Origin of the sequence: Halodurantibacterium daqingense (assembly GCF_042666235.1) — a bacterium.
GTDB lineage: Bacteria > Pseudomonadota > Alphaproteobacteria > Rhodobacterales > Rhodobacteraceae > Halodurantibacterium > Halodurantibacterium daqingensis.
In genome coordinates, this window is record NZ_JBHTFQ010000002.1 from 257,782 (window position 1) to 280,326 (window position 22,545).

At 65.2% G+C, this 22,545-nt stretch carries 18 protein-coding genes; 11 read left to right on the forward strand and 7 right to left on the reverse strand.

What is annotated here, in order from left to right; translation table 11 throughout:
* Positions 1–17 precede the first annotated feature (17 nt).
* The 4 genes from grxD to ACFQXB_RS04685 all read right to left on the reverse strand — a co-directional run bounded on the left by grxD (position 18) and on the right by ACFQXB_RS04685 (position 4,145).
* Positions 18–380 (reverse strand): Grx4 family monothiol glutaredoxin, encoded by a 363-nt coding sequence (gene grxD, locus ACFQXB_RS04670; protein ID WP_377399865.1) that lies wholly within the window; start codon positions 378–380, stop codon positions 18–20.
* Between the two features lie 5 nt (positions 381–385).
* A complete protein-coding gene (locus ACFQXB_RS04675; RefSeq protein WP_377399868.1) occupies positions 386–628 on the reverse strand; it encodes a BolA/IbaG family iron-sulfur metabolism protein in 243 nt (80 codons plus the stop codon).
* Between the two features lie 80 nt (positions 629–708).
* Positions 709–2,871: a phosphoribosylformylglycinamidine synthase subunit PurL gene (gene purL / locus ACFQXB_RS04680; RefSeq protein ID WP_377399871.1), complete on the reverse strand. Its 2,163-nt coding sequence runs from the start codon at positions 2,869–2,871 to the stop codon at positions 709–711.
* Positions 2,872–3,239: 368 nt separating this feature from the next.
* Positions 3,240–4,145 (reverse strand): LysR family transcriptional regulator, encoded by a 906-nt coding sequence (locus ACFQXB_RS04685; RefSeq protein WP_377400727.1) that lies wholly within the window; start codon positions 4,143–4,145, stop codon positions 3,240–3,242.
* Positions 4,146–4,301: 156 nt separating this feature from the next.
* Between ACFQXB_RS04685 and ACFQXB_RS04690 the strand changes: the two genes are divergently transcribed.
* The 10 genes from ACFQXB_RS04690 to ACFQXB_RS04735 all read left to right on the forward strand — a co-directional run bounded on the left by ACFQXB_RS04690 (position 4,302) and on the right by ACFQXB_RS04735 (position 15,527).
* Positions 4,302–7,700 (forward strand): indolepyruvate ferredoxin oxidoreductase family protein, encoded by a 3,399-nt coding sequence (locus ACFQXB_RS04690; protein WP_377399873.1) that lies wholly within the window; start codon positions 4,302–4,304, stop codon positions 7,698–7,700.
* A gap of 91 nt (positions 7,701–7,791) precedes the next feature.
* Positions 7,792–8,664, forward strand: coding sequence for a lysophospholipid acyltransferase family protein (locus ACFQXB_RS04695; protein WP_377400731.1), 873 nt, complete (start codon positions 7,792–7,794; stop codon positions 8,662–8,664).
* A 3-nt stretch (positions 8,665–8,667) separates the two neighbouring features.
* Entirely contained in the window at positions 8,668–9,480 is an 813-nt protein-coding gene (locus ACFQXB_RS04700; protein ID WP_377399876.1) for a glutamate racemase, read from the forward strand.
* Between the two features lie 22 nt (positions 9,481–9,502).
* Positions 9,503–10,531: an N-acetyl-gamma-glutamyl-phosphate reductase gene (gene argC / locus ACFQXB_RS04705; protein WP_377399879.1), complete on the forward strand. Its 1,029-nt coding sequence runs from the start codon at positions 9,503–9,505 to the stop codon at positions 10,529–10,531.
* 6 nt (positions 10,532–10,537) lie between these two features.
* Positions 10,538–10,984, forward strand: coding sequence for a cytochrome c maturation protein CcmE (ccmE, locus tag ACFQXB_RS04710; RefSeq protein ID WP_377399882.1), 447 nt, complete (start codon positions 10,538–10,540; stop codon positions 10,982–10,984).
* 79 nt (positions 10,985–11,063) lie between these two features.
* Entirely contained in the window at positions 11,064–11,675 is a 612-nt protein-coding gene (locus ACFQXB_RS04715) for a holin-associated N-acetylmuramidase (protein ID WP_377399885.1), read from the forward strand.
* Positions 11,666–12,181, forward strand: a complete 516-nt coding sequence (locus tag ACFQXB_RS04720) for a holin family protein (protein WP_377399888.1) — start codon at positions 11,666–11,668, stop codon at positions 12,179–12,181. The genes ACFQXB_RS04715 and ACFQXB_RS04720 overlap by 10 nt, the downstream gene beginning before the upstream one ends.
* A gap of 72 nt (positions 12,182–12,253) precedes the next feature.
* A complete protein-coding gene (locus ACFQXB_RS04725; RefSeq protein WP_377399891.1) occupies positions 12,254–14,227 on the forward strand; it encodes a heme lyase CcmF/NrfE family subunit in 1,974 nt (657 codons plus the stop codon).
* Positions 14,224–14,682, forward strand: a complete 459-nt coding sequence (locus tag ACFQXB_RS04730) for a cytochrome c-type biogenesis protein (protein WP_377399894.1) — start codon at positions 14,224–14,226, stop codon at positions 14,680–14,682. Before ACFQXB_RS04725 ends, ACFQXB_RS04730 begins: the two co-directional genes overlap by 4 nt.
* A 68-nt stretch (positions 14,683–14,750) precedes the next feature.
* Complete coding sequence (locus ACFQXB_RS04735; protein ID WP_377399896.1) at positions 14,751–15,527, forward strand: enoyl-CoA hydratase-related protein; 777 nt, start codon at positions 14,751–14,753, stop codon at positions 15,525–15,527.
* A 647-nt stretch (positions 15,528–16,174) separates the two neighbouring features.
* Here the strand turns inward: ACFQXB_RS04735 and gltA are convergent.
* The gene (gene gltA, locus ACFQXB_RS04740) at positions 16,175–17,470 is read right to left on the reverse strand and encodes a citrate synthase (RefSeq protein WP_377399899.1); all 1,296 of its coding nucleotides are present in this window, start codon (positions 17,468–17,470) and stop codon (positions 16,175–16,177) included.
* A gap of 66 nt (positions 17,471–17,536) precedes the next feature.
* Complete coding sequence (gene gltX / locus ACFQXB_RS04745; RefSeq protein WP_377399902.1) at positions 17,537–18,940, reverse strand: glutamate--tRNA ligase; 1,404 nt, start codon at positions 18,938–18,940, stop codon at positions 17,537–17,539.
* A 79-nt stretch (positions 18,941–19,019) separates the two neighbouring features.
* Here gltX and ACFQXB_RS04750 point away from each other — a divergent pair, with 79 nt between their 5' ends.
* Complete coding sequence (locus ACFQXB_RS04750) at positions 19,020–21,110, forward strand: ComEC/Rec2 family competence protein (protein WP_377399905.1); 2,091 nt, start codon at positions 19,020–19,022, stop codon at positions 21,108–21,110.
* Between the two features lie 715 nt (positions 21,111–21,825).
* Here the strand turns inward: ACFQXB_RS04750 and lexA are convergent.
* The gene (gene lexA, locus ACFQXB_RS04755) at positions 21,826–22,515 is read right to left on the reverse strand and encodes a transcriptional repressor LexA (RefSeq protein ID WP_377399908.1); all 690 of its coding nucleotides are present in this window, start codon (positions 22,513–22,515) and stop codon (positions 21,826–21,828) included.
* Positions 22,516–22,545 lie beyond the last annotated feature (30 nt).

Here is a 22,545-nt window from a genome sequence, read left to right on the forward strand (position 1 = left end):
GGCTTTTCAGAGCAATATCAGGCGTTGGCTTCCCGGATCTTCTCGGCAGCCGCCTGATCGAAGGTGATGCCCTTGCTGCTGAACAGCTGGTCCAGTTCGCCCGAAAGCGTCATCTCGGTCACGATGTCACAGCCGCCCACGAATTCGCCCTTCACGTAAAGCTGCGGGATCGTCGGCCAGTCCGAGAATTCCTTGATCCCCTGCCGGATGCCCTCGTCGGCAAGGACGTTCACGTCCTTGTAGTCCACGCCCATGAAGTTCAGCACACTCGCCACGCGACTGGAAAAGCCGCATTGCGGCATCGACTTGGTGCCTTTCATGAACAGCACCACATTGTTTTGCGAAACGGTTTCGCGGATCTGGTCTTTTGCGTCGGCCATGTCGGTCACTCCGGTACCTTTGTGGTCAGGGCAAGGGCGTGAAGTTCGCCGTGGCTGCCTGCCATCTTGTCTTTCAGCGCCGCATAGACGGCGCGCTGCTGCTGCACGCGGTTCTGCCCGCGAAAGCTTTCGTCGATCACTTCGGCTGCGTAGTGGTTTCCGTCACCTGCGAGATCGGTGATGGTGATCCGGGCGTTCGGAAAGCTCGCCCGGATGAGGTCTTCGATGTCTTGGGCCTGCATCGGCATGGGTTCGATCTTCCCCCTGAGGTCACTGCAAAAAGATGTAGCCTCGCGCCGGTCGCCGTGCAAGGCCGGGGGGGCTGCGCTCAGCCGATGGCGGCGGCAAAGGCCCCGCGATACAGCGCGGAAAGCTCCGACAGCGGTGCTGCCGATGCCCCGAACCGCACATCGCTCCCTCCAAAACGGCCCACGACCGAAAGGATGACCTCGCCTTCCTCGGCAGCGGCGGCCAGCAGGGCATCGGCCTGTTCCGGCGTGCAGGCAAGAAGGTAACGTGCCTGATCCTCGCCGAACAGCGCGCCGGTGTCACCGGTTTCAAGCGTCACGCCGGTGCCGCCTGCTTCCGCCATCTCGAAGGCCGCCAGGGCGAGCCCGCCATCCGAGAGATCGCTGCAGGCCGTGACGAGATCGCGGTGCTTGCGGATGAACTCGCCGTTGAGCCGTTCGGCCATCAGATCGACATGGGGCGCATCGCCGTCCTCGCGGCCGAAATGTTCAGCCAGCAAGGCCGACTGGCCCAGATGGCCACGGCTTTCCCCCAGAAGCAGGGCCATCATCCCCTGAGCGGCGCGGCCAGCGATCAGCTCGTCGAGGTTCTGCAGAAGCCCGACGGCGCCGATCGTGGGGGTGGGCAGAATGGGCTGGCCATCGGTTTCGTTGTAAAGCGATACGTTGCCGGAAACGATCGGCATGTCGAGCGCCGCGCAGGCGGCGCCGATCCCGCGGATCGCCCCTACGAACTGGCCCATGATCTCGGGTTTTTCCGGGTTGCCGAAGTTGAGGTTGTCGGTGGTGGCAAGCGGCAGGGCGCCCACGGCGGTAAGGTTGCGGTAGGCCTCTGCCACCGCCTGCTTGCCGCCTTCGAACGGGTTGGCCTTGACATAGCGCGGCGTCACATCACTGGTGAAGGCCAGCGCCTTGGGGGTGCCATGGACCCGCACCACGCCCGCGCCAAGGCCCGGGGCCACGACGGTATCGGCCATGACCATGTGATCGTACTGCTCCCACACCCAGGCCTTGTGCGCATGGTTCGGGCTGGAGATCAGCGATTTCAGTCCTTCGATCGGATCGACCTGCGGCACATCGGCCATCGGTGCCGCGGCCGGCGTCTCGAGGAACGGGCGGTCATATTCCGGGGCATTGCCCGAAAGCGCCTTGAGCGGCAGATCGGCCTTGACCTCGTTGCCATGCAGGATGAGGAAGCGATCCTCGGGAATCGTTTCGCCCACGACCGCAAAATCGAGATCCCATTTGTCGAAGATCGCCTTGGCCTCGGCCTCCTTCTCGGGGCGAAGCACCATCAGCATGCGCTCCTGGCTTTCGGACAGCATCATCTCGTAGGCGGTCATGCCGGTTTCACGGCAGGGCACGCGGTCGAGGTCCAGCCGGATGCCGAGATCGCCCTTGTCGCCCATCTCGACTGCCGAACAGGTCAGGCCGGCCGCCCCCATGTCCTGGATCGAGATCACGGCACCCGAGGCCATCAGCTCGAGACAGGCTTCCAGAAGGCGCTTTTCGGTGAAAGGGTCGCCGACCTGAACAGTGGGCCGCTTTTCCTCGATCGTGTCATCGAACTCGGCGCTGGCCATGGTGGCGCCGCCAACGCCATCGCGGCCGGTCTTGGCGCCCAGGTAGACCACCGGCATGCCCACGCCCGAGGCGGCGGAATAGAAGATCTTGTCGGCATCGGCCAGGCCTGCCGCAAAGGCGTTCACAAGGCAGTTGCCGTTATAGGCCCGGTGAAAGCGCACTTCTCCGCCGACGGTCGGCACCCCGAAGGCGTTGCCATAGCCGCCGATCCCTTCGACCACACCATGCACAAGCTGCCGGGTCTTCGGATGCGCAGGCTCCCCGAAGGACAGGGCGTTCATTGCGGCGATCGGCCGCGCGCCCATGGTGAACACATCGCGCAGGATGCCGCCCACGCCGGTCGCGGCGCCCTGATAGGGCTCGATATACGACGGGTGGTTGTGACTCTCCATCTTGAAGACGACCGCCTGGCCATCGCCGATATCCACGACGCCGGCGTTTTCCCCCGGGCCGCAGATGACCTGCGGGCCGCTGGTGGGCAGGGTACGCAGCCATTTCTTCGAGGATTTGTACGAGCAGTGTTCGTTCCACATCGCCGAAAAGATGCCCAGCTCGGTGAAGCTCGGCTCGCGCCCGATGATCTCGAGGATGCGCGCGTATTCGTCGGGCTTAAGCCCGTGGGCGGCAATCAGCTCTTCCGTGATCCTTGGCTCTTCCATCTGGCGCATCCCCCGAACAGGCCCCTTTGCGGCCCGGTCATACGGGAAGGGCGGGTCTGCGAAAAGAGCGGATTTACGGGTGTTGCGGCGAATCATTCTGCGCCGGAACCGGATGCTGCGATGCAGAATGCGCATGAGCTTGGGGCAGAGCGGCCCGTTTGTGCGGAAAATTCCGGCAAGGTGCGGGCGAGCCAAAAAAAAGGCCGAGCTAAGCTCGGCCCAAGTCCAACAGGGAGGTAAGACAAGAATGGGTCGCCCCGTCTTGTCTGGAGTTTGATTTAGGGAGATGCGCCGCGGGTTTCAAGAAAAACCGCCGCGCAACCAGAACATGTCTGCCATGCACCCCGCGCATGGCAGCCGGGCTTGGCCTATTCCTCGCGGCCTTCCCGCTGGCGCTTGCGATGGGCAAAGATCTCTTCGATCACGAAGTCGCGGAAGGCCGCGACCCGCTTGGAATGGCGCAGTTCCTCGGGATAGGCGAGGAAAACCGGAACTTCGTTGGATTCCACATCGGGCAGGACACGAACCAGGTTCGTGAAATCCTCGGTCACGTAGTTCGGAAGCACGCCGATCCCAAGATGGTTCAATACCGCTTGCAGCACACCGAAGTAGTTGTTCACCGTCAGCGTGGACGGGATGTCATAGCTCATGAGCTGCTGCACCAGTGTGAGGTTCGCCGAAACCTGTGCGGCATGTACGTTCTGGCACACAAGGCGATGACGCTTCAGATCCTCAAGCTCTTGCGGGGTGCCGCGGGCCGCAAGGTATTCGGGCGTCGCGTAAAGGCGCATGTTCACGCTCATCAGCCGCTTGCGGATCAGGTCGGCCTGGCTCGGCTCTTTCATGCGGATGGCGACATCGGCTTCGCGCATCGGCAGGTCCAGCACCCGTTCCTCCAGCATCAGGTCGATCTTGAGGTCGGGGTATTTCGCGTAAAGCGCGGGCAGGCGCGGCGCGAGCCAGAGCGTGCCGAAGCCCGTCGTTGTCGTCACGCGCAATTCACCAAAGACTTCGTCTTCGCTGTCGCGGATGCGGGCGGCGGCGGTTTCCAGCCGCTTGCTCATGGCCCGTGTCGCGTCAAAGAGCAACTCGCCTTGTTCGGTCAGGATCAGCCCGCGGGCATGGCGGTGAAAGAGGGTCGTGTCGAGGCTTTCCTCCAATGCGCGGATCTGACGGGAAACGGCCGATTGTGACAGGTGCAGCACGTCGCCCGCATGGGTCAGGCTTCCCGCATCAGCAACCGCGTGAAAGATTCGTAGCTTGTCCCAATCCATATCACCCACTCTCGTTGTCATGCACAATCAGACTGAATTGGTACTAGAGTGCATAGGTTTACGGCAAAAGAACTATTCGCGAAAAAATGTCCTTTGTAGGTCAGCAGTTTTGACCTATAATGCCGGAAAAGTGCTCGTTAAGCAGGGAGGTGCGCAATGGGCAGGCAGGACATCAGCCTGAATGACCGGTTCGATCTGGAGAAATCCCCGGTTCTTCTGAACGGAACGCAGGCGCTGGTGCGTCTCATGCTCATGCAAGCTGCGCGCGACCGTGCCGCGGGGCGCAACACGGCCGGGCTGGTCACCGGATATCGCGGATCCCCTCTCGGGGCAGTCGATCTGCAGATGACGCAGGCGCGGAAACTGCTGGAGCCGGCCAATGTGCTGTTCCAGGAGGGGCTGAACGAGGATCTGGCCGCCACTGCGATCTGGGGAAGCCAGCAGGCCGAATTGCGCGGCGAAGGCCGCTATGACGGTGTGTTCGCGCTCTGGTATGGCAAGGGTCCGGGCGTGGATCGCACCGGCGACGTGATGCGCCACGCCAACATGGCCGGAACCGCGCCCCTTGGCGGCGTGGTGATGGCAATGGGCGACGACCACACCGGCGAAAGCTCGACCGTGCTGCATCAGTCGGACTGGGCGATGGTTGATGCCTATATCCCGGTCCTCTCGCCCGCGGGCGTGCAGGAGGTTCTGGACTATGGCCTATATGGCTGGGCACTGAGCCGATTTGCCGGCGTCTGGGTCGGGCTCAAGACGATGAAGGACACGGTGGAGGCGACGGCGGTTGTCGATGGCGACCCGTTTCGCATGTCCTTCGTCACGCCGCAGTTCCGGATGCCTGAAGGCGGGTTGAACATCCGTCTGGCCGATACACCCGTCGCGCAGGAAGCGCGGATGATCGACTACAAGCGCTTTGCGGCCGAGGCCTTTTCGCACGCCAACCGCATGGACCGCCGCGTCTGGGGGCGGAGCGGCGCGAAGATCGGCTTTGTCGCTGCGGGCAAGAATTGGCTTGATCTGACCCATGCGCTGAACCTTCTGGGCATCGACGGCCCCGAGGCCGAGCGCCTTGGCCTGACCACCTACAAGGTCGGGCAGACCTGGCCATTGGACATGAAGGGATTTCACGACTGGGCCGAGGGGCTCGACCTGATCGTGGTGGTCGAGGAAAAGCGCAAGCTGATCGAGGTCCAGGTCAAGGAGGCGATCTTTGACGATCGCCGCGGCCGCCGCGTCTATGGCTGGCGCAAGGGCAATGACGGCCCCGAACTGTTCCCCACGCGCTATGCGCTGGATCCGATCATGATTGCCGAAAAGATCGGTGCCATCCTGATCGAGGAGGGCCGGGGGACCGAGCGCGTCAAGGCCGGGCTGACCATGCTGGCCGAGGCGCGCAAGGCCGACAATGCGCAGGATCTGGCCGCACGACTGCCGTTCTTCTGTTCCGGCTGTCCGCACAACACCTCGACCCGGCTTCCCGAAGGCGCGCGCGCCTATGCCGGGATCGGCTGTCACTACATGGTGCAGTGGATGAACCGTGAAACGGTCGGCTTCACGCAGATGGGTGGCGAGGGCGTGAACTGGGTGGGCGAGGCGCCGTTCTCCACCCGCGATCACGTGTTTCAGAACCTGGGAGATGGCACCTATAACCATTCCGGGTCCCTTGCGATCCGCGCAGCGCTCGCGGCTGGCACGAACATCACCTACAAGATCCTGTTCAACGATGCGGTCGCCATGACCGGCGGACAAAGAAACGAGGGCGGGCTGACCGCGCATCGTATCGCGCATGAGGTGCGTGCCATGGGCGTGCAGCATGTGGCGCTGGTTTATGACGACAAGGAAAAGCCCGACCTGAGCCTGTTTCCTGCGGAGATCGAGGCACATGAGCGCGCCGATCTGAATGCCGTCCAGGAAAAGTTCAGCAAGCATCCCGGCGTGTCGGTCATCATCTATGCCCAGACCTGCGCCGCCGAGAAACGCCGCCGCCGCAAGAAGGGCGCCTTCCCCGACATCGACGCGCGCGTGTTCATCAATACCGATGTCTGCGAAGGCTGCGGCGATTGCGGCGTGCAGTCGAACTGCGTGTCGATCGTGCCGGTCGAAACGGCGTTCGGGCGCAAGCGCGCCATCGACCAGTCCAGTTGCAACAAGGATTTCAGTTGTCTGCGCGGGTTCTGTCCCTCGTTCGTGACGCTGGAGGGGGCAAAGGTGCGCAAGGCGGCTGCGGCCGAATTTGACCTGCCGGCGTTGCCCGATCCCGCGCTGCCCGAAATCAGGGGCACTCATAACGTTGTCATCACCGGCGTCGGTGGCACCGGCGTGGTGACCATCGGCGCGATCATGGCGATGGCCGCGCATCTGGATGGCAAGGGCGCCGGGATGATGGAGATGGCCGGACTTGCCCAGAAGGGCGGTGCCGTGCATATCCATTGCCGCATCGCGAACCGTCCTGAGGACATCAGCGCCATTCGCGTGGCCACCGGCGAGGCCCATGCCGTGATCGGCGGCGATCTGGTGGTGACGGCAGGCGCCCGGACCCTGGGCCTGATGCGCAGTGGCCAGACCGGCGCAGTGGTCAACAACCACGAAATCATCACGGGAGAGTTCACGCGGAATACGGAATTTCGCATTCCAACCAATGATCTGGAGATTTCTCTTCAGGCAAGACTTCAGGACAGGGTGATGCTGTTCGATGCCTCGGCTTTGGCGCAGCGGCTTCTGGGCGACTCCATCTTCTCGAACATGATGATCTTTGGCGCAGCCTGGCAGATGGGCCTGGTGCCCCTGACGCACGACAGCATCCTGCGCGCGGTCGAGCTGAACCGCGCGGCCGTCGAGGGCAACCAGCGCGCGTTCGAGATTGGCCGCTGGGCCGCCCTTCATCCCGATGAGGCGCGGCGGCTTCTGTCGCAGCAGGTGGTGGCGCTGCCCGCCGATCCGATTGCGCCTCGGGCCGCGCATCTGGCGGCCTATCAGAACGAAGCCCTGGCCGAGCGGTTCCGTGCCCTGGTCGCCCGGGCCCGGGACACACGCCTGCAGGAGGCGGTGGCGAAAGGCTATCACAAGCTTCTGGCCTACAAGGATGAATACGAGGTCGCACGCCTGCATCTGGGCACGCTGGACAAGGCGCGTGCGGAGTTCGAAGGCGACTTCCGTCCCGTGTTTCATCTCGCACCGCCGCTGCTTGGCGGCAAGGGCAGCGACGGGCGACCGAAGAAACGGGCCTTCGGCCCCTGGGTGCTGCCGCTGTTCCGGGTGCTGGCAGGGATGAAGCGCCTGCGGGGCACACCCTTGGATCTGTTCGGCCTGACGCAGGAACGGCGGATGGAGCGGGCACTGATCGCGCAGTACGAGGCCGACATGGCCGAGATCCTGCCCAATGTGACGCCCGAAACCATGGACATCGCCGTGGCGCTGGCCGAATTGCCGCTGCAGATCCGCGGGTTCGGCCCCGTGAAGGCCGCGAACGAACAGGCGGCGGCACGCCGGCGCGAGGAACTTCTGACCGCGTTCCGGGCGGGTGGGGCACCGCTGCAACAGGCGGCGGAATAATCGGGGAAAAGCGACGCATCTCACCGCTGGCGCGACTCGCGGCGGCGTATTATGGGCCGGCAATCGGGACGTTCCAGGGGTGAGCTTCGTCATGGCGCCAAGCCATATTGCGCGGGATATCAGCTATGCCTCCTCGGCCCGCACGCGCGGCGGGCGCGCGGTGATCCGTCTGGTCGAAAACGCCACCGGCCGCATTGATCTGATCCGACGCGCCGAAGGCTATGATCGCGATGTGGCCGCGGGCAGGTGCTTCTGGCAGGTTCTGACCGACCGCTATGGACTGAAGCTGGAGCTTGCCGGCGGCAGCCTTGAAAACATCCCGGCCGAGGGGCCGCTGGTCGTGGTGGCCAATCACCCCTATGGTATCCTTGACGGGTTGATGATGGGACGGATCCTGTCCGAGCGGCGGGGCGACTTTCGCATCCTCGCCAACAGCGTGTTCCGCCGTGCCGAGGCCCTGGAGCGGGTGATCCTGCCGATCTCGTTCGACGATACCCGCGCTGCCGTGCAGCTCAACATCGAAACCCGCGCCGCGGCGGTTGCCCATCTGCAGTCCGGCGGGGCCATGGCGGTCTTTCCCGGGGGCACTGTCTCGACCGCGATCCGGCCCTTCGGGAGACCGATGGATCCGGGATGGCGCAGTTTCACCGCGCGGATGGTTGCCCGATCCGGTGCCACGGTCGTGCCCGTATTCTTTGCCGGCCACAACAGCCGCCTGTTCCAGCTTGCAAGCCATCTTCACCAGACGCTTCGCCTTGCGCTTCTGCTCAAGGAGTTCCGCGCGCGTGTCGATCACCCGGTGCGGGTGGTGATCGGCGCGCCCATTCCGGCGTCCGACCTGCACCGCTTTGGCCCGGATGCGAAAGCAATGATGGATTTCCTCCGCCGCAGGACGTATGAGCTTTCGCCAGAGCCTTGCGGGCATTGCTACGGGTTCGATTTCGACGCGAAGGGCAAGGGGTAGGACATGGCGGTAGGGGTTTTCGACAGCGGCCTGGGGGGGCTGACAGTTCTGGAGGCGCTGGAGCGCCGTCTGCCCGATGTTCCCTTCGTCTATTTCGGTGACAATGCCCACGCCCCCTATGGGGTGCGCGATGCCGAGGACATCTTTGCCCTGACCTGCGCCGCCGTAGAACGTCTGTGGGAGGAGGGATGCGATCTCGTGATCCTGGCCTGCAACACGGCCTCGGCTGCGGCGTTGCGCCGGATGCAGGAAACCTGGGTCCCGGAGAACAAGCGCGTTCTGGGGGTGTTCGTGCCGCTGATCGAGGCGCTGACCGAACGCCAATGGGGTGACAATTCGCCCCCGCGCGAGGTTGCAGTCAAGCATGTCGCGCTTTTTGCAACGCCGGCAACCGTTTCCAGCCGCGCCTTCCAGCGCGAACTTGCGTTCCGCGCGATCGGCGTCGATGTCGAGGCCCAGCCCTGCGGCGGCGTCGTCGATGCGATCGAACAGGGCGACATGATCCTGGCCGAGGCACTTGTCCGCAGCCATGTCGAGGCGCTGAAGCGGCGCATGCCCAGGCCCGAAGCGGCCATCCTTGGCTGCACGCATTACCCGCTGCTGGAAGATGTGTTCCGCGCCGCACTTGGCCCGGAGGTCAGTGTCTATTCGCAGGCGAACCTTGTGGCCGAGAGCCTTGCGGATTATCTGGCGCGGCGTCCCGAATTTGTCGGCCCCGGCACCGCCCGCCGCTTTCTGACCACGGGCGATCCGCGCGCGGTATCGGACAAGGCCGCGCAGTTCCTGCGGCGGTCGATCAGCTTTGACGCGGCCTGAAGTTAACGGAGGGGACGAGACGATGATCCACAAGATCGCAGTGCTGGGGGCCAGCGGCTATACCGGGGCGGAACTGGTCCGGCTGATCGCCACCCATCCCACCATGCAGATCGCGGCGCTTTCGGCTGACCGCAAGGCAGGCATGGAAATGTCGGAAGTGTTTCCGTTCCTGCGCCATCTGTCGCTGCCGCGCCTGCAGAAGATCGAGGAGATCGATTTTTCGGGCATCGATCTCGCCTTCTGCGCCCTGCCGCATGCAACCTCGCAAGAGGTGATCGCCGCGCTGCCCTCGGGGCTGCGGATCGTCGATCTGTCCGCCGATTTCAGGCTACGCGATCCGGCCGCCTACCAGAAGTGGTATGGCAAGCCGCATGCGGCACCTGCGCTTCAGGCCGAAGCCGTCTATGGACTGACCGAGTTTTACCGCGATGAAATCCGGTCGGCCCGGCTGGTCGCTGGCACCGGTTGCAACGCGGCGACGGGCCAATATGCCATCCGTCCCCTGATCGAGGCGGGGGTGATCGATCTTGATCAGATCGTCATCGACCTCAAGGCGGGGGTTTCGGGTGCGGGCCGTTCGCTCAAGGAAAACCTTCTGCACGCCGAGCTTTCGGAAGGCACACATGCCTATTCGCCCGGCGGCACGCACCGCCATCTGGGCGAGTTCGACCAGGAGTTTTCTCGCGCGGCGGGGCGGCCGGTGCTGGTGCAGTTCACGCCGCACCTTCTGCCGATGAACCGCGGCATTCTTGCCACCGTCTATGTGAAGGGCGAAGCGCGCGCCGTGCACCGCGCCCTTGCCGATCGCTATGCCGACGAGACGTTCCTCGAGGTGCTGCCTTTTGGCGCACTCCCCTCGACAAGGGATGTGCGCGGTTCCAACTTCGTGCATATAGGGGTTGTCGGGGACAGGATCCCCGGCAGGGCTGTGGTGGTCGCAACGCTTGACAACCTTGCAAAAGGGTCATCGGGGCAGGCCATTCAGAACGCAAACCTGATGTTGGGGGCGGAAGAGACGGCGGGCCTCATGCTTGCGCCGGTGTTTCCGTAAGAGGTCATGAAGGGACTGAAGAAGAAACGCCGTATCCAGATCATCGCGCTTGCCGCGGTGGCGCTTGTGCTCTCGACGGCGTTGATCGGCTATGCGATGCGCGATGGAATCAACTTCTTCATCGCGCCCAGCCAGATCGCTGAACGCGCGCCCGGTCCTGATGAAGTGTTCCGCATCGGCGGCCTGGTCGAGCCGGGAACGCTGGTGCGCGGGCAGGGCGAGACGGTCACCTTCAGCGTGACCGATGGCGGCGCATCGATCCCGGTCGCCTATACCGGCGTGCTGCCCGACCTGTTCAACGAGGGCGAAGGCATGGTCGGCACCGGCCGGCTGGTCGAAGGTGTGTTCCAAGCGCGCGAAATCCTGGCCCGCCACGACGAAACCTACATGCCCAAGGAAGTCATCGATGCGCTGAAAGAGCAGGGGATCTACAAGGAACCCGGCTCGACCTGAGGGCGCAACGCACGCCTGCGGAAGGTGAAATTAACCCTTTTGAAGCATTCTCCCCCGCAGGCAACTGTGGGGGTTCTTCATGACCGATGTGCGAAGGCTCGCCGCCGATATCGTGGCGCGCGAGGGGGGATTCGTGAATGATCCGGATGATCCCGGCGGGGCCACGAACTGGGGAGTCACCATCCATACGATGCGTCGGTTGGGGCTGGATCTGAACCGCGACGGCAAGGTGGATACCGCCGATGTCCGGCTTTTGTCGCGCGATCAGGCGGTCGAGATCTATCTGGAGCACTATTTCCGCCGGCCGCGCATCGCCGAGCTTCCGACACCCCTGCATGCGAGCGTCTTCGACATGCATGTGAACGCCGGCAGCAATGCGATCCGCCTTCTGCAGCAACTGATGGCGGACATGGGATTCGAGGTCGCGATCGACGGTTTGATCGGCCCGCAGACCATCCGGGTTGCCCATGCGGCACAGGCGGCGGCGCCCCGTCACCTGGTTGATGCTTATGGAATCGCGCGGCGCAACTATTACTACCGGCTGGCCGATGCACGCCCGGCGAGCCGCAAATATGCGCGCCGCAAGGATGGCGGCAAGGGCGGCTGGATCACCCGCGCCGAGGAGTTCATCTCGGCGCGTTTCCATCTCAGCGACGCAGAGCATCGGGAAAGGATCAAGGCATGGGCCTGATGGGGCAGGTTTTCGGCGCGGCTGGCGGGGTTCGCGCGCTGGGCGGCGTGGTGCGCGAGGTCTCCGACGCGCTGCAGCCGAATGCGACGCGGCGGATGGAGCTGGGCCACGATGCCTATCTGAAGGCGCTCGAGATGCATGGAGCCGAATTCGAACATGTGCGGCCGGGGTTCTTCGACCGCTTCGTGAACGGGCTGAACCGCCTTCCGCGGCCTGCGCTCGCGCTGGGGACGATGGCGCTGTTCGTCTATTCGATGGCCGAGCCGGAAGGATTCGCCCTGCGCATGCAGGGGCTGGGCCATGTGCCCGAACCACTGTGGTGGTTGCTGGGCGCGATCGTCTCGTTCTACTTCGGCGCGCGCGAGGCCCATTATCTGCGGTTGCGACGGGTGCAGCACGACGCCCCCGTCCCTGCACCCCCGGCCGCCCCCACCACGGCCCCTGCGGACATGGGGGATGCCGCGCGCGACAACGCGGCCCTGGCGGAGTGGCTTCGTCAGCGCTGAGCGGGCGCGACATCCGCGCGCGGCCCGACGGAAAGGATTGGCGGGGCCTCTGGTTCCGCCTATGATCCGCGCATGATTACAGAACTCGGTCACTTCGCCCTCATCCTCGCCTTCATGGTTGCCATCGTGCAGGCCGTGATCCCATTGGTTGGCGCCCATAAGGGATGGCGCGGCTGGATGGCCGTAGCCGAGCCTGCCGCGACGACTCAGTTCCTGCTGACCGGGTTTTCCTTTGCGGCGCTGACCTATGCCTTTGTGGTTTCCGATTTCTCGCTGCGGCTGGTCGTCCTGAACTCTCATACGGCCAAGCCGATGATCTACAAGATCTCGGGTGTCTGGGGGAATCACGAAGGGTCGATGCTGCTGTGGGTATTGATCCTGACACTGTTCGGTGCCTGTGCGGCCTGGTTTGGCGGCAATCTGCCGCCGGGGCTGCGGGCACGGGTTCTGTCGGTCCAGTCGGCAATCGCCGTCGCCTTCTTCGCCTTCATCCTGTTCACCTCTAACCCGTTCGAGCGTCTGGCCGCGCCGCCTTTCGACGGGCAGGATCTGAACCCGCTTCTGCAGGATCCGGGGCTCGCCTTCCATCCGCCGTTCCTCTACCTTGGCTATGTCGGGCTTTCGATGGCATTCTCCTTTGCCGTGGCGGCGCTGCTGGAGGGCCGTGTCGATGCCGCCTGGGGCCGCTGGGTCCGCCCCTGGACACTGGCCGCCTGGGTCTTTCTGACCATCGGCATCGCGCTTGGCTCATGGTGGGCCTATTACGAACTGGGCTGGGGCGGCTTCTGGTTCTGGGATCCGGTGGAAAACGCCTCGTTCATGCCCTGGCTGCTGGCGGCCGCCCTGCTGCATTCCGCCATCGTGGTGGAGAAGCGTGAGGCGCTGAAAAGCTGGACGATTCTTCTTGCCATCATGGCTTTCGGATTTTCGCTGATCGGCACGTTCATCGTGCGATCGGGCGTGCTCACCTCGGTACATGCCTTTGCCAACGACCCGGATCGGGGCGTGTTCATCCTGATGATCCTCGGTTTCTTCATGGGCGGCGCCTTGATGCTCTATGCTGCCCGCGCGAGTGCGATGGAGGCCAAGGGCGTCTTTTCCACCGTCAGCCGGGAATCGGCGCTGGTGATGAACAACGTCCTTCTGGCCGTTGCCTGCTTCGTGGTCTTCATCGGCACCATCTGGCCGCTGATCGCCGAGATGTTCTTCAATCGCAAGCTGACGGTGGGACCGCCGTTCTTCAACATGGCCTTTTCGCCCTTCGTCGTCGCCATCGCCATGTTGTTGCCCATCGGATCGATCATTCCCTGGAAGCGGGGCAGCCTTGCGCGGTCGATGCAGCCGCTCTGGGGGGGGCTTGCCCTGTCGCTGGCGCTTGGGGCGCTGGTCTGGGCGATGCAGACGGGCCGGTCGGCATTGGGGCCTGTCGGTGTGATCCTTGGCCTGTGGGTGGTTCTGGGCGCGATCACGGATATCTGGCAACGCACGGGTCGCGGCGGCTTGCGAAATCGGCTGGGCCGCCTTGGGCGTTTGCCGCGGGCCGACTGGGGCAAGGCCGTATCCCATGCCGGGGTGGGAATCACGATCTTTGCCGTGGCAGGCCTGACCGCCTGGGAAAGCGAGGATATCCGCGTTGCCCAGATCGGCGAAACCTTCAGCCATCGCGGCTATGATATCACCCTGGCCGATGTCCGCCGGGTCGAGGGGCCGAACTTCATCTCGACCATGGGCGAGATGGTGGTGCAGCGTGACGGCCGCCCTGTGGCCGTTCTTTATCCCGAAAAGCGGGTCTATCCTGTTGCCGGCATGCCCACAACCGAGGCTGCCATCGACTACGGCTTCCTGCGTGACCTCTATCTGGTGCTGGGAGATCCGCAGGAAAACGGCGGCTGGGCGGTGCGCACCTATGTCAAACCCTTTGCGAACTGGCTGTGGGCAGGCTGCCTGATCATGGCGCTTGGCGGCATGCTCAGCCTCAGCGACCGGCGCTTCCGGGTTGCAGCGGGGGCGCGCCGGGCGGCACCCGGCGCGGTGCCGGCCGAATGATCCGCGGGCTGGTCTTCGCGCTTGCGCTGCTTCTTGCGGCCCCCGCGCTTGCCGTGCAACCGGACGAGGTTCTGGCCGATCCGGCGCTTGAGGCCCGCGCGCGCGACATTTCGCGTGAGCTGCGCTGCCTGGTCTGCCGCAATGAATCGATCGATGAATCCAACGCCGATCTTGCCCGCGACATGCGGCTTCTGGTGCGTGAACGCCTGCTTGAAGGCGACCGCGACGATGAGGTGCTTGCCTTCATCGTCGAGCGCTATGGCGAATATGTGCTGCTGCGTCCGACAGCCGATGGCACCAACATCGTGCTGTGGCTGGCAGGCCCGGCGATGCTGATCGCGGGCCTGGGGATCGCGGTTGTTTATCTGCGCCGGCGCCGTCGGGCGCCCGAAGCCGATCACAAGGCTCTCTCGGATCAGGAAGCGGCCCGTCTGCGCGAAATTCTCAGGGAGTGACGCGCAGTCGCGCTTTCACCCGCTGCGCGCCGCGTTAGTCTTGCGCGGACAAGGCGAGGGGGCTGACCATGGACTATCAAACGATCACCTGGGACCTGTCCGAGGACATCGGCATCATCACGCTGAACCGGCCCGAGGTGATGAACGCGCTGAACAGCCAGATGCGCGCCGAGATTCTGCATGCCCTGCGCGAGGGAGAGCGGCAGGCGCGTGTCATCGTCCTGACCGGTGCGGGCCGCGCCTTCTGCTCCGGGCAGGATCTGGGCGATGGCGGCAATGCCGCGGCGCTTGATCTGGAGCGTGTGCTGCGCGACGAATACGAGCCGATGTTGCGGGCGCTTCATGACTGTGCCGTGCCCACGATTGCGGCCGTGAATGGAACGGCCGCGGGGGCAGGGGCCAATCTTGCGCTTGCAGCCGATGTGGTGATCGCGGCCGAGTCGGCCTTTTTCATTCAGGCCTTCACCCGGATCGGGCTGATCCCCGATGCGGGCGGAACCTGGTTCCTGCCGCGCCAGATCGGCCTTGCCAAGGCCATGGGTGCAGCGCTTTTCGCGGACCGCATCCCGGCACGGCAGGCCAGTGAGATGGGCATGATCTGGGAGGCGGTGCCGGATGAGCGCTTTTCCGGCCACTGGCGCGACAGGGCGGCGGCACTTGCGGCCGGACCCACTGTCGCCTTTCGCGCGATCAAGCAGGCGCTTCACGCAAGTTCGGCCAATGATCTGGAAACGCAGCTTCGGCTCGAGGCCGAGTTGCAGGGGCGCTGCGGCCAGACGCGCGACTTCCGCGAAGGCGTGATGGCCTTCCTCGAAAAACGCAGCCCGCGGTTCGAGGGGCGCTGACCTCGGGATGCACGGCACGGTGCGGCGGGGCCGATCCGTCAAAGGCAGGGTTCCGGCCGGGCACAGGCGCTCTCGGACCCGTCGCAGCGCCAGCCCCGCCGGGCCTCGGTCCTGACGGCGGCACCTCCCACGCGCGCTGATCGATATCATGGGCATCCACCGGGACAGTCAGGACCACATGCTGTCCCTTGCTGTGGTTTCGGCCGAAGGGCGGGGCGTCGCACAGTTCGGATGAACACATCCCGGGACACCGCCTCACCCGGCCCCCGGATGCCCGGGTCAGATGCCGCCGGTGGTCGCCATGCGGCACGCCCCGTTGCTGGATCCGGCGCGCCGCCTCGAGCGCAGCACGTGACACGGGCTGTCGCCGGTCAATTCTTCCCGGGGCCCCGCTTGTCGTGCTGATGACCCGGCGCGGCGATGGAGGATGGGCGGAAGGCCGTTCGAAGGCTGCAACGACCGGCGCCGTCGTTCCCGCTCATTCTCGTGCGACCCTGCGGTGAGGCGCCGTGCCCTCGCGCCTGCAACGCTCCGGGCAGTGGCGCGGCGATCCCGGGCGTGCCGCGTTTCGAACGACAAAGGCCACCCGCCTGGGGTGGCCTGAGGCGCAGGGCGTGTCAGCCGATCCCCCTTGGGGCTGGTCTGGCTCAGCGGTTCTCGACCTCGATGTATTCGCGGCGGGTTTCGCCGACGTAAAGCTGGCGCGGGCGGCCGATCTTCTGGGCCTGATCGCCGATCATCTCCTTCCACTGCGAAATCCAGCCGACGGTGCGCGACAGCGCGAAGATCGGCGTGAACATCGAGGTCGGGAAACCCATCGCGTCAAGGATGATACCCGAATAGAAATCGACGTTGGGATAGAGCTTCTTCGAGACGAAATAATCGTCCTCAAGCGCGATCCGCTCCAGTTCCTTGGCGACCTGCAGGGTCGGATTGTTCTCGATGCCCAGGAGGGCCAGAACCTCATCCGCCGACTGCTTCATCACCTTCGCCCGCGGGTCGAAGTTCTTGTAGACCCGGTGGCCAAAGCCCATCAGGCGGAACGGATCGTCCTTGTCCTTGGCGCGTTTGATGTATTCCGGGATGCGATCGACGGTGCCGATTTCGCGCAGCATTTCGAGGCAGGCCTGGTTGGCACCACCATGCGCCGGCCCCCAGAGGCAGGCGATACCCGCGGCGATACAGGCGAACGGGTTTGCCCCGGATGACCCGGCCAGACGCACCGTCGAGGTCGAGGCGTTCTGTTCATGATCGGCATGCAGCATCATGATCCGGTCCATCGCGCGGCTGAGGATCGGATCTACCTCATATTCCTCGGCAGGGACGGCGAAGCACATCCGCAGGAAGTTCGACGCATAATCGAGATCGTTGCGCGGGTAGATGAACGGCTGGCCGATCGAATACTTGTAGGCCATGGCCGCGATCGTGGGCACCTTTGCGATCATGCGGATCGCGGCGACCTCGCGCTGCCAGGGATCATTGATATCGGTGCTGTCGTGGTAGAAGGCCGACATCGCGCCAACCACACCCACCATGGTGGCCATCGGATGCGCATCGCGGCGGAAACCGCGGAAGAAGTTGTGCATCTGTTCATGCACCATCGTGTGACGGGTCACACGGGTCTCGAAATCCTCGATCTGCGCGGCGGTCGGAAGCTCTCCGTACAGCAGCAGATAGCAGACTTCGAGAAAGTGCGACTTTTCGGCCAGTTGCTCGATCGGGTAGCCGCGGTGCAGAAGTTCCCCCGCGTCGCCGTCGATATAGGTGATGGCCGACTCACAGGCTGCAGTCGAGGTGAAGCCGGGATCATAGGTGAAAACGTCGCCTTGGGCGTAAAGCTTGCGGATGTCGATGACATCGGGTCCCACCGTGGGCGAATGCACCGGAAGCTCGATGGTCTTTCCGTTGAAAGTGAGCGTCGCGGTCTTGGTCGTTGCTGCCATCTGGGTTCCTCTCCTGCGAACCGGCCGAGCGGACTGCCCGCGCCGGGTGAATTGCTTGCCTGACGGTCAGGCGGCCACTTCCCCAAGACGCGCGACGGTTTCCTCGCGTCCGAGAACCAGCATCATGTCGAATACGCTGGGCGTCACTGTGCGCCCTGCCAGCGCGGCGCGCAAGGGGGCGGCCAGCTTGCCCAGCCCAAGCCCGTGAGCCCCGGCAACGCCTGCCACTGTCTCCTCCAGCGCCTCACGCGTCCAGCTAGCACTTTGCAGCTGCGGCGTCAATTCGCCCAGTATACCACGGGATACCGGATCAAGCGCGGCTTCGGCCCTTGCCTCCCGCTCCAGAGGGCGTTCTGCCAGGGCAAACCGTGCCTTTTCAAGGAGTTCCGGGAAGGTCTTTGCGCGCTCTTTCAGGCAATACATCCCGCGGGCCAGCCGGTCGCGTTGCCAGTCCATCAGCGGTGCAGCGCCGGTGGCAGCCAGAAAACCCTCGAGCTCATGCAGCAGCGCGGCATCGTCGGCAGCGGCGATGTGCTGGCCGCAGATATTCTCCAGCTTCTTGAAGTCGAGCCGTGCGGGCGCGCGCCCGATTCCCGCCAGATCGAACCACTCGCGGGCCTGCGCATCGGTGAAGAACTCGTCGTCGCCATGGCTCCAGCCCAACCGTGCCAGGTAGTTGCGTATCCCCGCCGCAGGATAGCCCATGGCCTGGTATTCCTCGACCCCGAGCGCGCCGTGGCGCTTTGACAGCTTCTTGCCATCGGGGCCGTGGATCAGCGGGATATGCGCGAATACCGGCACCGGCCAGCCCATTGCCTGATAGACCAGCGCCTGCCGCGCGGCGTTGTTCAGATGGTCGTCGCCGCGGATCACATGCGTCACCTCCATGTCGTGGTCATCCACGACCACGGCAAGCATGTAGGTGGGCGTACCATCCGAGCGTAAACAAACCATATCATCAAGCTGGTCGTTGCGGAACCGCACCGTGCCCTGAACCGCGTCCTCGATCACCGTCTCGCCGCTGCGGGGCGCCCGAAGCCGGATGACAAAGGGCGCATCCGGATGGCTTGCGGGATCGGCATCGCGCCAGGGGCTTTGATAGAGGGTCGAGCGGCCCTCGGCACGGGCGGCGTCGCGGAACGCCTCGATCTCTTCCTGCGTCGCAAAGCACTTGTAGGCATGGCCGCGCGCCAACATCTCCTGCGCGACTTCGGCATGACGGTCGCGCCGCTCGAACTGGCTTATGGCCTCGCCGTCCCAGTCAAGGCCCAGCCATTCCAGCCCGCGCAGGATTGCGGCCGTCGCCTCGGGGGTCGAGCGTTCGCGGTCGGTATCCTCGATCCGCAGCAGGAACCTGCCGCCACGCCCGCGCGCGTAAAGCCAGTTGAACAACGCCGTCCGCGCCCCGCCGATATGCAGATAGCCCGTGGGCGAGGGTGCGAAACGGGTAACGACGGGGGCGGATGTCATCTTGACGTTAACCTTTCGGAAACCATGGTGGCGATAAGCTTGTGGCCACGTGTCTAGGGAATGGTGAAAGGGGACACAAGTGTGGCCATGCCATCCGCTTCAGGCCCTGGCAGAGGCGCGCGGCAACCTGTTTCCCTGGGTGCCGGTCGCCTTTGCCGCGGGAATAGGCGGTTACTTCGCGCTTCCGGCGGAACCAGGCCTTGCGGCGCTGGCCGGCCTCGGCACGCTGGCGCTTGTGGCGCTGGCGCATTGGTTGCGCGGCCCCGAGGCCTGGCAGCCGCTTGCGGTTGTCGTCCTGCTGGCCTGCTGTGGCGCGCTCTGGGCGGCGGCGCGGGCGCATCACGTGGCAGCGCCGGTGCTGGCCTGGCGCTATTACGGCGCGATCGAGGGGCGGATCGTCGGCATCGACCGCTCGCTTTCCGACCAGCCGCGCCTGACGCTGGATCGGGTGGTGCTTGAAAACCTGCCGCCGGATCGGACTCCGGCGCGCGTGCGCGTGGCCCTGCATGGCGATCAGCAGCATCTCGATCCTCTGCCGGGCATGACGATCATGCTGACCGGCCACCTTTCGCCACCCGAACCGCCTGCCGAGCCGGGAGGCTTCGATTTCCAGCGTCTCGCCTGGTTCGACCGGCTTGGCGGAGTGGGCTATACGCGCAGCCCGGCTCTGGTGCTTGCGCCGGCGGAACCGGGGGGGCTGAGGGTCTTTGCGCTGCGGATGCGGATCAGCGCGGCGGTGCAGGCGCTGGTTCCCGGTGATGCTGGCGCATTCGCCGCCGCGATCCTGACCGGAGACCGATCGGGCGTCTCGCGCAAGGTTCTGGACGATCTGCGCGGATCGAACCTCGCGCATCTCCTCGCAATATCGGGGCTGCACATGGGGCTGCTCACCGGTTTCGTCTTCGCCATGCTGCGCTATGGCTTCGCGCTGATCCCGCCGCTGGCGCTGCGCCTGAACGCCAAGAAGCTGGCCGCGGCCTGTGCGCTGGCTGCGGGCGGCTTCTACCTGGCTCTGTCGGGCGGCAATGTCGCCACCGAACGCGCCTTTGTCATGGTGGCGGTGATGCTGCTTGCCGTGCTCTGCGACCGGCGGGCGATCTCGCTGCGCTCGGTCGCATTGGCGGCGATGATCATCCTTGTCCTGCGTCCCGAAGCGCTGCTGGGGGCAGGGTTCCAGATGTCCTTTGCGGCCACGGTGGCGCTGGTTGCGGTGTTTTCGCGGCTGGCGGGGCCGATGCGCCGCCTGCCGCGGGGCCTGGCTCCGGTCGCCTCGTTGCTTCTGGCGTCGGCGGTGGCGGGGGCGGCGACAGCGCCGGTTTCGGCGGTTCACTTCGGGCGGATGGCGGATTACGGGCTGCTTGCCAATCTGCTGAGCGTGCCCCTGATGGGGACGCTCATCATCCCGGCCGCAGTGCTTGCGGCACTTCTTGCCCCCTTTGGTCTTGCGGCGGTGCCGCTTTCGGCAATGGAGCTGGGGACGGGCTGGATCCTTGGCGTCGCTGCCTGGGTGGCAGGGCTAGACGGTGCGGTGCGGGCCGTGCCGGCGCCCCCGGATGTGGTTCTGCCACTGCTGGCGCTCGGGGCGCTCTGGCTTGCCCTCTGGCCCGGACGGGCGCGCTGGGGGGGTGTCGGCGTCATGGGCGCGGCGCTTCTGCTTTGGCCGATGGCCGAGCGTCCGGCCCTGCTGATCGCCCCCGGCGGCGGGCTCGTCGGCGTGATGACGCCGGAGGGGCGCGCCCTGTCAAAGCCGCGCGGGGATGGCTTCGTCGCCCGAAGCTGGCTGGAGCGGGACGGCGACCTTGCCACGCCAGAAGCTGCCCATGCCCGCTGGCCCGGCCAGATCACCCTGGCAGGATGGGAGGTTTACCACCTGACGGGCCGGGGCGCGGCAGACCGGGCCGCCGAGGCATGCCGGCCAGGGCGTCTGGTGATCCTGTCGGCGGCCTGGCCGCATGGAGACGGGAACTGCTGGATGGTCGACGCGCGGGTTCTTGAACGGACGGGCACGCTTGCCCTTTCTCAGGGCCCCGAGGGGCTGCGGATGCGCAGCGCACGCGCGGCGGCAGGGCAGCGGCTCTGGTCGGACGGCCGCTACCGCCCTCCCGCGCCCCCGCCTGACGCAGCGGGTCCGGACGTGCTGCATCTGGCCGCGTCCTCCGGGTCCGGGTGATGCGGCGACCGGGCGCGGGGCGACCGGGTGGAACAGCGCCCGGCTGCTGCCCGGGCAGCTGCGCCATGCTGCAGACCGCTGGCAGATGAACGGCAGCTGGAACAGCAGATGGCACCTGCGCTGCACAAGCGCTGCTGGCTTGCGCCGGGGCCGAAGGCTCAGGGCCGATGCGCCAGTCGCCGCCGAGGTCTTGCGTTACCTGGGGAAGCAGCCTCCGACGCCCTGGCCGAGTGTCACCGACCGGCTTTGCGGCATTTCGGTCGCGGCCCTGCGCCTCGCGCCAAAGGGAATGCGCCTGTGCCGCCGCGGCTGAATACCCCAGTCGCCGCGGTTCGTTGCGGGATCTTGCGCGGCGGCTCCGACGTTGCCCTGATCGCTCCTGCGGCGAGCGCTGCGCCCTGGCGCGCGCGGCTGGCAGATCTGCCTGTTTCCCGGCCATGAGCGGACAGGACCGCGCGGGGATCCTGCTGACAGGCGCGGATCCCGGACCCACGGACTGGCCCCGCAAGACCGACTTTCGTCCTCGGCCGCGATCGCGGGGTTCTCGGTTGGACGCGCAAGGGCAACGGTTCCGTATTCCGGCAGCGGACCGGCTCCACGGACCGAGAGGCGCACCATTCGCCCGTCCAGCAGATATGCGTGATCGCGAGCCCTGCCCACGCCGCGGGGCTGAAGCCCTGCGGACATACACGTCCCTGCCAACCCTGCGGCGCGGTCAGTAGTTGCGGATGAGTCCGACAAGCCGCCCCTGAACCCGCACCTGCGACTCGGGAAGCATGCGGGTTTCATAGGCAGGATTGGCGGCTTCGAGTGCGATCATGCTGCCCTTGCGGCGGAACCGCTTGAGTGTGGCCTCCTGGCCCTCGATCAATGCGACGACGATATCGCCGTTATCTGCGGTCGTCTGTTCGCGGATCACGACGATATCGCCATCGTTGATCCCGGCCTCGATCATGGAATCACCGCGCACCTCAAGGGCATAATGCTGACCACGCCCTGCAAGCATCGATCCCGGCACCGCGACATGATGCGAGACCTCCGATATCGCCTCGATCGGTGTGCCGGCGGCAATGCGCCCCATCACCGGAAGTTCAAGCGCATGGACGGCATCCACGGACAGCGCGTTGTGCGGGCGATCCGGGCGGTCCCCCTCGATCACGCGGGGCGAAAATGCTGCCCCTTTCCCCATGGCCTCGGGCAGCTTGACGATCTCGATCGCACGGGCCCTGTGGGCGAGGCGGCGGATGAAGCCGCGTTCCTCAAGCGCCGTGATCAGCCGGTGAATGCCGGATTTCGACCGCAGTGCCAGCGCCTCCTTCATCTCGTCGAACGAGGGGGGGACGCCGTCCGTCTGAACCCGCTTGTGGATGAACTCCAGCAATTCCGATTGCTTGCGGGTCAGCATGTCGTCCTCCGTGCCTGTTGGGAATGTTCT

Bases quoted from the DNA above. Each gene is read 5' to 3' on its own strand.
- grxD (WP_377399865.1), bottom strand. From the start codon at position 380: ATGGCCGACGCAAAAGACCAGATCCGCGAAACCGTTTCGCAAAACAAT.
- ACFQXB_RS04675 (WP_377399868.1), bottom strand. From the start codon at position 628: ATGCCGATGCAGGCCCAAGACATCGAAGACCTCATCCGGGCGAGCTTT.
- purL (WP_377399871.1), bottom strand. From the start codon at position 2,871: ATGGAAGAGCCAAGGATCACGGAAGAGCTGATTGCCGCCCACGGGCTT.
- ACFQXB_RS04685 (WP_377400727.1), bottom strand. From the start codon at position 4,145: ATGGATTGGGACAAGCTACGAATCTTTCACGCGGTTGCTGATGCGGGA.
- ACFQXB_RS04690 (WP_377399873.1), top strand. From the start codon at position 4,302: ATGGGCAGGCAGGACATCAGCCTGAATGACCGGTTCGATCTGGAGAAA.
- ACFQXB_RS04695 (WP_377400731.1), top strand. From the start codon at position 7,792: ATGGCGCCAAGCCATATTGCGCGGGATATCAGCTATGCCTCCTCGGCC.
- ACFQXB_RS04700 (WP_377399876.1), top strand. From the start codon at position 8,668: ATGGCGGTAGGGGTTTTCGACAGCGGCCTGGGGGGGCTGACAGTTCTG.
- argC (WP_377399879.1), top strand. From the start codon at position 9,503: ATGATCCACAAGATCGCAGTGCTGGGGGCCAGCGGCTATACCGGGGCG.
- ccmE (WP_377399882.1), top strand. From the start codon at position 10,538: ATGAAGGGACTGAAGAAGAAACGCCGTATCCAGATCATCGCGCTTGCC.
- ACFQXB_RS04715 (WP_377399885.1), top strand. From the start codon at position 11,064: ATGACCGATGTGCGAAGGCTCGCCGCCGATATCGTGGCGCGCGAGGGG.
- ACFQXB_RS04720 (WP_377399888.1), top strand. From the start codon at position 11,666: ATGGGCCTGATGGGGCAGGTTTTCGGCGCGGCTGGCGGGGTTCGCGCG.
- ACFQXB_RS04725 (WP_377399891.1), top strand. From the start codon at position 12,254: ATGATTACAGAACTCGGTCACTTCGCCCTCATCCTCGCCTTCATGGTT.
- ACFQXB_RS04730 (WP_377399894.1), top strand. From the start codon at position 14,224: ATGATCCGCGGGCTGGTCTTCGCGCTTGCGCTGCTTCTTGCGGCCCCC.
- ACFQXB_RS04735 (WP_377399896.1), top strand. From the start codon at position 14,751: ATGGACTATCAAACGATCACCTGGGACCTGTCCGAGGACATCGGCATC.
- gltA (WP_377399899.1), bottom strand. From the start codon at position 17,470: ATGGCAGCAACGACCAAGACCGCGACGCTCACTTTCAACGGAAAGACC.
- gltX (WP_377399902.1), bottom strand. From the start codon at position 18,940: ATGACATCCGCCCCCGTCGTTACCCGTTTCGCACCCTCGCCCACGGGC.
- lexA (WP_377399908.1), bottom strand. From the start codon at position 22,515: ATGCTGACCCGCAAGCAATCGGAATTGCTGGAGTTCATCCACAAGCGG.